We start from the raw sequence: 12,051 nt of genomic DNA, 5'->3' as shown, positions 1-12,051 counted from the left end.
CTTACGAGAAGTTCCGCGCTTCCGCGAGGTCCGTCACGTTGTTCACGTCAAGCCAGTGACCCGTGAAGTACTTCACCCGGACCGGGTGCTTCGCCGCGATCCGCGTCAGCAGCAGAAGCATGTCCGCCGTCTCCAGCAGCCCCTCTGCCTCGATCGCCGCGATCTCCTCCCGCAACCACTCAGCCCCGCGTGCCGAAAACCGCACCAGCCCCATCCAGGCCCCGCAGACCTCCTCAACCGGCAGTTCGGCCGCGACCCGCAGCAGCCGCGGCGGCGTCTCCTCCAGGTAGTCCGCCGAGAACCGCCGGTCCGCCGCAACGAGGTCGCGCCCCCGCGCACCGCCGAGCGTATCCACTGCCACCACAACGTCCGCCCTGCTTGTCAGCAGGCTGTCGAGGATGTAGCGCCGGAACAGCACATCCCCATAGGCGACGACCGTCTCGCCCTCGATCCGCTCCCGCGCGCAGGCGAGGGAGAAGACCTCGCCCGTCGAAGCGAAGCGGTCATTGTCCACCGTCCGGATACCAGGCGCCGCCACGGTTTCCTTGCGATACCCGCGCACGACCGTCACGTCGCGCACCCCGCTCTCCCGCAAGGTGCCCGTCAGCCGCTGCAACAGCGACTGCCCCCGGATATCCACCATGCACTTGGGCTGATCCGCCGTCAGCCCGCCGAGGTCCCCGCCCGACGCTGCCAGCACGATCGCCCGCGCCGCCGGCTTCGCCGGAAGGTACCGCCGCTCCGCCTCCTCCAGCTCCGCATTGCCGACGATGCGGAAAATGTCCTTCACCGTCGCGACGTTCCCTTCGACGCGGACAAGCGATTCATCCTCATGAATCTGCGCCGCCGTCTCCCGCATCGCCACGATCGACGCCCGCAGGATATGGTTCGCCCAGATGATCGTGGACACGCCCGCGCGCCGGAACGCCTCGGTCGGCGTCGCGTAGTACATCGTCGGCACGATCACGACGGGGCTGCGACCGCCCCAGCGCGCCGTGAACTCCAAGATCTCGTTCGCCACCGCCTTCTTCGAATGGATCAGGATCGCATCGGCTCCCGCCGCGTGATAGGCCTCCGCGCGCCGCAGCGCCTCCTCCATCCCGCGCCCCGAGATCAGCGCCTCGACCCGCGCCACCAGCACGAAGTCGTCGTCCGTCTGGCTGTCCTTCCCCGCCTTGATCCGCCCGCAGAACTCATCGAGGTCCGCCAGCGGCTGCTCCTCCCCAAGGAAGGAGTTGGTCTTCGGGAACAGCTTGTCCTCGATGCACACTCCCGCGATCCCGCGCTCGCCGAGCTTGCGTACGAAGCGCCGCACGTTGTTGAAGTTCCCGTGCCCCGTATCCCCGTCCACCAGGATCGGCAGCGCCGTCGCATCCGCCATGTATTCCAGCACGTCCAGCACCTGCGTCCACGACGCCTCGTTGCTGTCGCGCAATCCCAGCGCGGCCGACGTCGTCAGCCCCGACGCCCAGATGCCGCGGAACCCCGCTTCCTCCACGATCTTCGCCGACAGCCCGTCATGCGCCTCCATCAGGAAGGACAAGTCGGGCGAGGCGATCATCTCTCGCAGCAGCGCCGGCCGGCTGCGGGACGGCAGGCGTGTCGTGACCGTGTGGTTCAATCCCGTCTCTCCATCGCCCCGCGGTTGCTGACGCGGCGGCGTCACACTACCGTCATGCCACCCGCATTCAACCAAGGCCTATCCCCGTGACGCCTCCACGCCCGACGACCGCGATCATCCTCGCCGCAGGCGTCGGCCGCCGCCTCGGGGACTTCCACGACGCGCCGAAGGTCCTGCTGCCCTTCGACGGCCGGACGCTCCTCGCCCGTCACCTGGACGCCCTTACGAAGCACGGGATCCTTCGCGTGCTCATCACCGTGGGTTACAAGCGCGACGCGATCATCGCCGAAGTCGCCCGCCTCGGCGTCTCGGATCGCGTGAGCTTCGTCACGAACGAACGCTTCCGCGAAGGCAGCCTCGTCTCCCTCCATGCCCAATCGGTCGCGCTGCGCGGCGGCGAACCGATCCTGCTGATGGACGGCGACGTGCTCTACGACCCTCGCATGATCGCAACCCTCGTGGAGGAGCCCGGTGAGAACATCCTGCTCCTCGACCGCGACATCGAACCGGGCGAAGAGCCCGTGAAGATCTGCCTTCGGGGCGACCGCATCGTCGACTTCCGCAAGAAGCCCGACGATGCCGGCGACCGCCACGGCGAATCCGTGGGCTTCTTTAGATTCTCCGCCGCGACCGCAGCCGCCCTCGCCGACCGCTGCGCTACCTACGTCGCCGCCGGCAACACGACCGTCGAATACGAGGAAGCCATCCGCGACCTCATCCTGGCGGAACCGCACCGCTTTCGCGCCGTCGACGTCACCCACCTCCCCTGGGTCGAGATCGACTTCGAACCCGACGTCCTCCGCGCCCTCGACGAAGTCCTGCCCCTGATCGACCGCCGCCGCGCCGCCTGACACCCCCGGTGGCGCCGCTGAGGCGCCCCGGTCTATGCCCGGCCCACCTTACCCGGGATCGCCCACCCCTTGTCGCACCCCTCCCCCCGCATCGGCCGGATCGTCGCCTTCAGCGCCGCCCGCCCCGTCGCGGTCGTCCTGATCTGCGTCCTGCTCGCCGCCGCCGCGATGTTCCACGCCGTCCACCACTTCGCGATGACGACGGACACGGCGGAGCTCATCTCCCCCGACCTTCCCTGGCGCCAGCGCGAGATTGCCTACGCCGCCGCCTTCCCGCAGGACCGGGACCTCGTCGTCGTCGTCCTGGACGGCGCGACGCCCGAACTCGCCTCCGACGCCGCCGACCGCCTCCTCGCCGCCCTGCGCGACGCCGGCCCGCCCATCCGCACGGCCCGCCTGCCCGAGGGCGGCCCCTTCTTCGGACGCAACGGCCTCCTCTTCCTCCCGCTCGGGGAGGTCCAATCCACCACCGAAGCCCTCATCCGCGCCCAGCCCTTCCTCGGCCCCCTCGCCGCCGACCCGACGCTCCGCGGCGTCCTGACCACCCTGGCCACCATCGCGGACGGCGGCGGCGGCAACGCCCTCGGCGACCTTTCCCCCGTCCTCCGCGCCCTCTCCAACGCGATCGCCCCGATCCTGGACGGCCGCCCCGCCTTCCTCTCCTGGCGCGCCCTGCTTTCAGACACCCCGGCGACGCGCCGCGAGACCCGCCGCTTCCTCCTCGTCCAGCCCGTGATGGACTACCGTGCCCTGCAGCCCGGCGCGGCGGGCACCGCGGCCATCCGCCAAGCCGCCGCCGCCCTCAACCTCACCCCCGCGCACGGCGTCACGATCCGCCTCACCGGCCCTGTCCCCTTAGCCGACGAGGAATTCGGCTCCCTTTCCGAGAACATCGGCCTCGTCGGCTGGCTCTCCACCGCGGCCCTCATCGGCGTCCTCTGGCTCGCCGTCCGCTCCGTCCGCGTCGTCGCCGCGATCCTCCTTGCGACGGTCGTTGGCCTCGTCATCACCGCCGGCCTCGGCCTGCTCGCGGTGGGCCGCTTCAACCTCATCTCCGTCGCCTTCATCCCGCTCTTCGTGGGCCTCGGCGTGGACTTCAACATCCAGATGGCCGTCCGATACTTGGCGGGTCACGGTACCCCGGCCGAGTCCGTCACCGCCGCCGGACGCGCCCTCGGTGGCTCCCTGGCGCTTGCCGCCGCCGCCATCGCCGCCGGCCTCTTCGCCTTCCTGCCCACAAGCTACCTCGGCGTCGCCGAGCTCGGCGCCATCGCCGGCCTCGGCATGATCGTCGCCTTCGCCCTCTCCGTAACGCTGTTCCCCGCCCTCGTCGTCCTGTTCCGCCCGCACCCGGAGGGCACCGAGGAAGCCGGCTTCACCGCCCTCGCGCCCCTCGGCGCCGCGCTCACCCACCGCCGCGCCGCCGTCCTCGCCGCCGCCGCACTCGCCGCCCTCGCCTGCGCCGCGGTACTCCCCCGGCTGCGCTTCGACTTCGACCCGATCAACCTCCGCGCCGCGTCCTCCGAATCCGTCGCGACCTACCGCGACCTCGCCGCCGACCGCGACCGCACGCCCTACACCCTCAACGTCCTCGCCCCGCCCGATACCCTGGACGCCCTGGCCCGCCGCCTCGCCGCCCTCCCCGAGGTCTCCCGCACCGTCACCCCCCGCGACTTCGTCCCGACCCGCCAGGACGAGAAACTCGCCTTCATCGAGGACGCCGCCTCCTTCCTCCTCCCCGCCTTCGAGGTTGCCGCCCCCCTCCCCCCACCCACCGACGATGACCTGACGGCAGCCCTGACCCGCACCGCCCCCGCCCTCCGCCGCGCCGCTGGCGACGCCCCGGACGGCTCCGAAGCCCGCCGCCTGGCCAACCTGCTCGACCGCCTCGCCACCGCCACGGCCGCCACCAGAGCCACCGCCGCCGAGGCCATCGCCACCCCCTCGGCACGACGCTGGACAGCATCCGCACCGCCCTCTCCGCCCGCGCCGTCACCGCGGCGGACCTCCCCCCGACCTCCTCCGCGACTGGACAGCGACCGACGGACGCCTCCGCATCCAGGTCTTCCCCTCCGGCGACCCCACCGACCCCGCGGCGCTCGAGCGCTTCTCCACCGCCGTCCAGTCCGTCGCCCCCGACGCGACGGGCACGCCCATCTCCATCCGCGCCGCCGGCGGCATGGTTGTGCACGCCTTCGTCACCGCCGGCCTGCTCTCCGCCGCCGCCATCCTGCTGCTGCTTGCCCTCGTCCTCCGCCGCGCCCGCGACGTCGCGCTGACCATGGCCCCCGTCGCCCTCAGCGCCCTGCTGACCTTCGCGACCTGCGCCCTGCTCGACCTGCCGCTCAACTTCGCGAACATCATCGCCCTGCCGCTGCTCTTCGGCATCGGCGTCGCCTTCAACATCTACTTCGTCATCGCCTGGCGCGACGGAGAGACCGGCCTCCTCGCCTCCAGCCTCACCCGCGCCGTCGTCTTCTCGGCGATGACCACCGCAACCGCCTTCGGCGCCCTCTGGCTTTCCAGCCACCCGGGCACCGCGAGCATGGGCCGCCTGCTTATGATCTCCCTCGGCTGGGAAGTGCTGGTAACGCTGCTCTTCCGCCCCGCCCTCCTGGCGAACCCGCCGCGGGAGGCGGCGTAGCCGCCGGACCCGCATCAGCGCCCCCGAAGCCGTGATCCCCGGATGGCGCCGCGCCGTCCTCCGCCTCGCGACACCCAGGCCACCGCTGCGCTACGCTGCCGTCACGATGCCCCGCCCCGCCTGGCGCGCCGCCGCCCTCCCGCTGCTCCTGGTCCTCACGACCTGCGCCACGCGCACAGCCGGACCGCCCACGCCCGGCGACCCGCTGGAGGTCAGCAACCGCGGCGTCCTCGACTTCAACCTCGCCGTGGACGACGCCGTGCTCCGCCCCGTCGCCGAAGGCTACCGCGCCGCCGTTCCCGAACCTGTCCGCCGGGGCCTGCGCAACGTCGTCAACAACATGACCGAGCCCCGGGTCCTCGTGAACAACCTGCTCCAGGGCCGCTTCCTCGACGCGGGCCACACGACGATGCGCCTCTTCCTCAATTCCACCGTCGGGATCGGCGGCATCTTCGACATCGCGACCCCCGCCGGCATCGCGCGCCGCAGCGGCGACTTCGGCCAGACGCTCCATGCCTGGGGCCTCGACGACGGCGCCTACCTCATGCTCCCCATCGCCGGCCCCTCCAACGTCCGCGACACGTTCGGCCTCGTCGGCGACGCCTTCCTGAACCCGATCGGCTACGTCATCCCCTTCTACGCCAGCGCCGCGCGCGGCGCCGTGGACGGCCTCGACGTGCGCGAGCAGAACATCGAGAACCTCGACACCCTCCGCAGCGGCTCCCTCGACTTCTACGCCCGGCTGCGCAGCGTCTGGCAGCAGCGCCGCGACGCCGAACTCGGCCGTACGCGGGACGAAGCCGCCCCCAACGTCCTCGACGACCCAGGCGGCGACACCGCCCCGCCCGCGACCCTCCCCGCCGCCGCGGCGCCGGCCCCGCGCGCGGCCGAGCCGGCGACATCCCGCCGCGACCGCCTCTCCGCCCGCAGCACGCCGTCCCACCGCGTCATGGCGGTCCGGCACGTGCGGCCGCGCGTCACCCGCGCAGCAATCCGGCCGTCCGCTGCCGCAGCTCGGCGGCCAGCCGATCAGGCCCCCCGTCGCGAAGTATCGCTGCGAATTCCGATCGTCTGGACGCCAGTTCACTGATCGTCCCGGTCAGGTACACGTCCACGATCCGCAGCCCCCGCGGCGTGTTGCGGACCAGGTAGTTCAACGACACCGCCGCATCCCGCGGCCGGTTCAGCGTCGTCCGCACCAGCGTGTCCCCGTTCTGCAGCGCCTGCGTGCCGCCGGTGGAGAAACTCTCCCCCGAGAACCCGTCGAACCGGCTCGCATAGGTCGCGATGGACCAGTCCGCGAAGGCCGTCGCCACCGCTTCCTGCTGCGCCAGCGAAAACCCCGTCCAGCCCGGCCCCACCGCGATCCGTGCCATCGCCGGCAGGTCGAAGGCCTCCGTCATCGCCGCGCGCACCCGTTGCTCGCGTCCCCTGATGCCGAGGCTCCGCGCATCCCGCATCACCGCCAGCAGCGTCGCGTGGAACCGGTCCACGACCGCCGTCGCCGCGTCCTGCGCACGGGCCAGCACGGGGAACGCCGCGACCGAGGCGGCGAGGAAGGAACGTCGTCCGATCATGGGGCCGAGCGTAGCACGGAACCCGCGCCGGAGTTGTCTACCCCGTCCCGCCGTCGCGCGCCCGCATCGAACGGTGCGTCAGTGCCCCGCCCGAATCAGGCGTCGCCACGTCAATCCGCCACGACCCGCACCACCCGCCCCGTCGCCGAGGATTCCAGCACCGCATCGATCAGCCGATGCACCCGCAGGGCCTCCACCCCCGGCGCCACGGGCTCCCGCCCCTCGTCCAGCGCATCGAGGAAATCCGCCAGGATCGCCCGGTGATGCTCATGCGAATACCCCATCGGATCGGCACCGCCCCCGTGCGCGGCTGAGGACCCGTGATGCTCCTCCGCCCCATCCTCCGGGAACAGCGCCAGCGTCTCCCCATCCAGCCGCGCCGTCGCCCGCTCGAAAATGAGGTCGAGCCGCTCCGGAAATCCGGGACGCTGCGCCGTCGTCGCGTAGAGCGACCCGATTGCCCCGCCGGCAAAACGCAGCACCGCCGCCGCCACGTCCTCCGTCTCCATCCGATGCGCGACGGAGGTCCCGGCCATCGCCGCCACCTCTTCCACCGCCCCCGTAAAGGTCAGGAACAGGTCGATCGCATGGATCGCCTGCGTGATCAGCACCCCGCCCCCGTCCCGCGCCAGCGTCCCCCGCCCCAGCTCGTCGTAATACCCCTGCGTCCGCCACCACGGCACCGCGATGGACGCGGTGACGAGCCGCCCGAAGGCCCCGCCCGCCATCATCCCCCGCAGACGCCGCGCATGGGCCCGCGTGCGGTAATGCAGCACGGTCCCGAGTGTCACTCCGGCCCCCCGCGCGATCCGCACCACCTCGACGGCACGCTCGGTCGTCAGTTCCAGCGGCTTCTCCAGCAGGATCTGCTTTCCCGCCGAGGCCGCGAGCCGCACGTTCTCCAGATGCGCCGCGGGCGGCGTCAGGATCATCACCGCCGAGACCCGGGGATCCCGCACCAGCCCTTCCAGATCATCCGTTACCGGAAACCCGAGCGCCGCCGCCTTCTCCCGCCGCTCCGCCGTCCGGCTGTACACGCCGATCACCTCGGCCCGATCAGCCAGATCCTTCAACGACTGCGCGTGCGGCGCCCAGCCCATCCCCGCACCGACCACCGCGATCCCCCGACGAGCCATCGTCAAAGCACCCGATACCGCTCGACGACGGCCGGATCAGGCGAGAACCCGATCCCCACCCCCTCCGGCAGCCGCAGCACCCCACCCTCCGGCCAGGGCGCATCCACCCCGCAGGATGCCTCGGGTTCCACGTAGAGATGCTCGATCAAGGCGCCCTCCGGCAACGTCGCGGTGAGATGCAGCGTGGCCCAGTACCCCGGCCCGAAATAAGGCGAATGCGGCATCAACGTCCGTCCCCGCGCCGCCGCATCCCGCAACACCGACAGGAATTCCGACACGCCGCCGATCTTCGTCACGCTCGGCTGCGCATAGGTCACCGCATCCAGCACCCGCGCAAAATCATGCGCCGTCGTCACGTTCTCCCCGGCCGAGATCGCCAGCCCCGCCCGCCCCAGCCGCGCCAGCGCCGCGAAATCATCCGGCGGAAACACCGGTTCCTCCAGCCACAGCGTATCCACGTCGCGCAGGAACGGGATCATCGCCGCGGCCTCCGCCTCGTTCCAGGCCCCGTTCACGTCCACCATCAGCCGCGGCCCCGACCCCATCGCGTCCCGCCCCGGCGCGATCGTCTCGCGCGTGATCTCGTGCAGCTTGACGTGGCCGAACCCTTCGCGCGCCGCTTGCCCCGCGAAGCGCGCGACGAGCGCCGGATCGCCGTAGCGCACGAGGCTTGTATAGGCCGGCAAACGCACCCTCGGCGCATCGGTTATCAGTGACGCAAGCCCGACCCCCCGTCGCTTCGCCGCCAGGTCCCACAGCGCGATATCCAGCCCCGACAGCGCGAAGATCGTAATCCCGTGCCGCCCGAACAGATGCAGCCTCCGCTGCGCCTCCAGGTTGAACGCCTGAACATCTGCGATCGCCCGCCCCACCGCGAGCGGCCCCACCATGTCCGCCACCGCCGCCGCGACCGCGCGCCAGCATACATACCCAAAGGCCTCGCCCCAGCCGACGAGCCCGTCCTCCGCCTCCACCCGCACGAGCACGATATCCAGCGTGTCCCAGCGGTTCGGCGTGATGCCCATCCCCGACCCGCCGTCGCGGAAGGGAATGCGCAGGACGATCGGCTCGACGCTCCGGATCGGGACGGCGTCGCTCACCATTCCAGCACCCGCCGAGGATCGCCCTGATGGTCGAGGTTCGCGAAATGCCCGCCCATGACGATCGTCCCGACCTCGTCTTCCGGCTCCGGCTCCGTCGCCGCCAGAACGGCGGCCGCATAATCCTCCGCCCGGTCCTTCGGCGTGTAGCCCAGGTCGAACGCCACGCGGTTGTCGAAGAACCCGCGCGCATTGTCCGACGCGCCGTACACCACGGCGTAGCGCAGCGACGGATGCTCCAGCCCGATCCGCACCAGTTGCGCCAGGTCCCGCCACGACACCCAGATGGACAGCCGCCGCCGGTCCACCGGCGCATCCCCCGCGAAGCCGATCCGCACGCACAGAACGCGCAGCCCGTGCTTGTCCGCGAAAAGCGCCCCCGCGCCCTCCCCGAACGCCTTCGTCAGCCCGTAGCGGCTGTCCGGCCGCAGCAACACCTCCGTCCCGATCCGCCGCCGCCGCGGGTAGTACCCGACGACGTGGTGCGACGACGCGAACACCACCCGCTCCACCCCCGCGATCCGCGCGGCCTCGAAGACGTTCCAAGCCCCGACGACGTTCCCCTCGACCTGCGCCTCGATCGGCGCCTCCGTCGTACAGCCCGCGAGGTGCAGCACCCCACGCACCCCGCGCATCGCCGCGGACACCACGGAAAGGTCGGCGATGCTCCCCTGCATCACCTCGTCACCCGGTGCGGGATCGCTGACCGGTGCGACGTCCAGCAGCCGCATCCGCGGAAACCACGGCCGCAACTCCCGCCGCATAGCACGGCCGACGAGGCCGGCCGCGCCGGTGATCAGCAGATCCATCGCGTTCCTCCACGGCGCAGGATGGGCGCCACCCGCCGGACCGTCCACGCCACCCACCCACCGCCGTCCCGGATCGCGGGAACGCAGGGTTTGACCCAACAGCACGCGATCCGCAGCCTGCCGCCATGCCCCACATCATCGAACTCCGCCGCGGAACCGGGTCGCTGCGCCTCGCACCGCGTCTCGGCGGACGCGCGACGAGCCTTCGCCTGGATGCCGGCCACGGCGCGCGCGACGTCCTCGCCCCCTTCCCGGAGGATGCGACGCAACTCCTGCGCTGGCCGAAGGGCGGCATCTACCCGCTCCTGCCCTACGGCAACCGCATCCGCGACGCACGCCTGGACGCGTGGAACGTCACGCTCCGCCCGCACCCCGACGGCGCCCCGCACACCCTCCACGGCCCCGCGCACCGCGCCATCTGGACTGCCCACGCCCACGACGCCGCGACCGCGATCCTAAACCTCGACCGTCCTGCCGACGACGAATGGCCCTGGCACTTCGAAGGCGAACTCCGCTTCGACCTCGCCGCACCGGATCGCCTGTTCATCGCCATCGCCCTGACGAACCGCGACGCCACGCCCATGCCCGCGGGCATCGGCCTGCACCCGTATTTCACGACGGCGCCCGACGCGCTCATCTCGGCCGAAGCCCCGCTCGACTGGCCCTTCGCGCCCGACGGGCTGGCCGGTCCGTCGCGTCCCGCGCCGTCACCCCGCGGCACGCTGCCGGCGGGTGACCTCACCCTCTACCGCTCGGAATGGAACGGCCTGGCCGAAGCCGGCCTTCCCGGCGGTGGGCGCCTGGTCCTGCGCCGCCTCTCCGGCCCGCTGGACCACCTCGTCATCCACCGCCCCGCGACCAACCCGTATCTCTGCCTCGAGCCGATGAGCCACGTCGCCGACGCCTTCAACCTCGCCGTACGCAGCGTCCCCGGCACCGGCGCCGCGACGCTGCAACCCGGAGAGCGGATGGAGGGGTCGGTCGAAATCGCCCTGACTGCGTGATCAGCCTGGGCCCAGGTGGTACCCGCGCCCCGCGTATTCGAAGTCATGCAGCTCATCGATCGCCACGCCCTTCTGCGCCGGCGCCGCGTAATACGCCCGGATCTCCGTGATCAGCCCAGACGCCGGGTCGAAGCGATACCACTCATCCCCGCGCAGGGCCGTGCCCTGCTTGCGCTTCCAATGCGTCCACTCGATCACCGCTTCCGGCACGCGCTCCGCCCCGCCATCCGCGGGCCCGAGCAGGATGCGCTCGATCGTCCACTGGCTGCCGAGCGTCTCGACGCACCACACCCACCCCTTCGCGATCGCGTCCGCACCACGCCACGGCGCCCCCGGCAATCCGGGCGGGAAGTAGTGCACCGCATCCGGCGTGAAGCACGCGACAAGGGCGTCGTAGTCGCCCGCGTTGCAGGCCGCGAAGTAGCGGCGGATCATCGCCTCCCTTTGGTCCACCGGCCTCACTCCACCGCGGCCCGGGGCGCACGCACGTGCGGCGCATCCTCCGGCCGCGAACCCGCCGCCTGCCAGGCCGCGAAATCCGCGCGCGTCTGGTCGTTCGGCGGATAGACGCCCCAGAGGGACTCGCCCGCCTCGATCCGCAACGTCAGGTATCCTTCCAACGGATCGCGCCGCTCGCAAGCCTCCAGCACCTGCAGCGCGGCCTGGCGCGGGATGACCGTGATCCCGTCCCGCTCCCCATGCACGATGTCGCCGGGATAAACGGCGACACCCGCGCAGGCGACGGGCACGTTCAGGTCGGCCACGTGATGGAAGGACAGCCGCGTCGAGGCCACGACCTCCTTGCAATAGGCCGGTAGCGTCATCCCCGCGATCTCCGCCCCGTCGCGGAACGACCCGTCGGTCACCACGCCCGCGACGCCGCGCCGCATCATCCGCGTCATCAGGATATTGCCCATGCAGGCCGCGCGAGCGTCGTCGCGGCTGTCGATCACCATCACCTGCCCCGCCCCGATCTCCTCGACGCCGACCCATTGCAGGTTGTCCGGGTTCGGCCGTGGCGTCAGGGTCGCGTAGGTCTCCTTGTCCTCGCGCGCGGGGATCAGCCGCATCGTGTAGGCCTCGCCCGCGAAGGACGGCAGGTCCGGGTTCAGCGGCTTAACCCCGACGAGGAAGCACTGCTTGAAGCCCAGACGGAACAGCTCCGTCGTGATGGACCCGCTGCTGCATCGCGCGAGGCGCGCGAGGTGGTCGGGCGTGATCTCCGCCCCCGTCGTTCCGGCGTCCATGCGCGGCGTCTCCCCATCGTTGCCGCGACGGTGATCGTCCGCAACGCCGAGGGTCAACGCGC

General features: G+C 71.5%; 11 protein-coding genes and 1 pseudogene. 5 read left to right on the top strand and 7 right to left on the bottom strand.

Annotated features, from left to right (window positions below):
* Position 1: 1 nt before the first annotated feature.
* A complete protein-coding gene (aepX, locus tag ACE7GA_RS14230; protein ID WP_376087488.1) occupies positions 2 to 1,621 on the bottom strand; it encodes a phosphoenolpyruvate mutase in 1,620 nt (539 codons plus the stop codon).
* Between the two features lie 86 nt (positions 1,622 to 1,707).
* Between aepX and ACE7GA_RS14225 the strand changes: the two genes are divergently transcribed.
* The 4 genes and pseudogenes from ACE7GA_RS14225 to ACE7GA_RS14210 all read left to right on the top strand — a co-directional run bounded on the left by ACE7GA_RS14225 (position 1,708) and on the right by ACE7GA_RS14210 (position 6,206).
* The gene (locus tag ACE7GA_RS14225) at positions 1,708 to 2,472 is read left to right on the top strand and encodes an NTP transferase domain-containing protein (protein WP_376087486.1); all 765 of its coding nucleotides are present in this window, start codon (positions 1,708 to 1,710) and stop codon (positions 2,470 to 2,472) included.
* A gap of 168 nt (positions 2,473 to 2,640) precedes the next feature.
* Positions 2,641 to 3,753, top strand: a pseudogene (locus ACE7GA_RS14220) (MMPL family transporter); the annotation flags it as partial.
* 550 nt (positions 3,754 to 4,303) lie between these two features.
* Complete coding sequence (locus ACE7GA_RS14215; RefSeq protein WP_376100279.1) at positions 4,304 to 5,116, top strand: MMPL family transporter; 813 nt, start codon at positions 4,304 to 4,306, stop codon at positions 5,114 to 5,116.
* 31 nt (positions 5,117 to 5,147) lie between these two features.
* Positions 5,148 to 6,206: a VacJ family lipoprotein gene (locus ACE7GA_RS14210; RefSeq protein ID WP_376087484.1), complete on the top strand. Its 1,059-nt coding sequence runs from the start codon at positions 5,148 to 5,150 to the stop codon at positions 6,204 to 6,206.
* Here ACE7GA_RS14210 and ACE7GA_RS14205 read toward each other — a convergent pair.
* The 4 genes from ACE7GA_RS14205 to ACE7GA_RS14190 all read right to left on the bottom strand — a co-directional run bounded on the left by ACE7GA_RS14205 (position 6,094) and on the right by ACE7GA_RS14190 (position 9,738).
* On the bottom strand, positions 6,094 to 6,693 hold the full coding sequence (locus ACE7GA_RS14205) for an ABC transporter substrate-binding protein (protein ID WP_376087482.1): 600 nt from the start codon (positions 6,691 to 6,693) through the stop codon (positions 6,094 to 6,096). The two genes, ACE7GA_RS14210 and ACE7GA_RS14205, sit on opposite strands and share 113 nt — an antisense overlap.
* A 110-nt stretch (positions 6,694 to 6,803) precedes the next feature.
* Positions 6,804 to 7,829: a Gfo/Idh/MocA family protein gene (locus ACE7GA_RS14200; RefSeq protein WP_376087480.1), complete on the bottom strand. Its 1,026-nt coding sequence runs from the start codon at positions 7,827 to 7,829 to the stop codon at positions 6,804 to 6,806.
* 2 nt (positions 7,830 to 7,831) lie between these two features.
* Positions 7,832 to 8,929 carry a mandelate racemase/muconate lactonizing enzyme family protein gene (locus tag ACE7GA_RS14195; protein ID WP_376087478.1) on the bottom strand — a complete coding sequence of 366 codons (1,098 nt, stop codon included), beginning with the start codon at positions 8,927 to 8,929 and terminating at the stop codon, positions 7,832 to 7,834.
* On the bottom strand, positions 8,926 to 9,738 hold the full coding sequence (locus ACE7GA_RS14190) for an NAD-dependent epimerase/dehydratase family protein (protein WP_376087476.1): 813 nt from the start codon (positions 9,736 to 9,738) through the stop codon (positions 8,926 to 8,928). The genes ACE7GA_RS14195 and ACE7GA_RS14190 overlap by 4 nt, the downstream gene beginning before the upstream one ends.
* A 125-nt stretch (positions 9,739 to 9,863) precedes the next feature.
* Between ACE7GA_RS14190 and ACE7GA_RS14185 the strand changes: the two genes are divergently transcribed.
* A complete protein-coding gene (locus ACE7GA_RS14185) occupies positions 9,864 to 10,742 on the top strand; it encodes a hypothetical protein (RefSeq protein ID WP_376087474.1) in 879 nt (292 codons plus the stop codon).
* On the opposite strand, the gene ACE7GA_RS14180 is transcribed toward ACE7GA_RS14185, so the two are convergent.
* Both ACE7GA_RS14180 and ACE7GA_RS14175 read right to left on the bottom strand, forming a co-directional pair.
* Positions 10,743 to 11,195 carry a nuclear transport factor 2 family protein gene (locus ACE7GA_RS14180; protein WP_376087473.1) on the bottom strand — a complete coding sequence of 151 codons (453 nt, stop codon included), beginning with the start codon at positions 11,193 to 11,195 and terminating at the stop codon, positions 10,743 to 10,745.
* Positions 11,196 to 11,200: 5 nt separating this feature from the next.
* Positions 11,201 to 11,989, bottom strand: coding sequence for a ribonuclease activity regulator RraA (locus ACE7GA_RS14175; RefSeq protein ID WP_376087472.1), 789 nt, complete (start codon positions 11,987 to 11,989; stop codon positions 11,201 to 11,203).
* Positions 11,990 to 12,051: the final 62 nt, after the last annotated feature.

It is taken from the genome of Roseomonas sp. CCTCC AB2023176, from assembly GCF_042259275.1.
Taxonomy (GTDB): Bacteria; Pseudomonadota; Alphaproteobacteria; order Acetobacterales; family Acetobacteraceae; genus Roseomonas.
The sequence above is the reverse complement of the archived record's forward strand: the minus strand, read 5'-3'. Positions and strand labels throughout refer to the sequence as shown.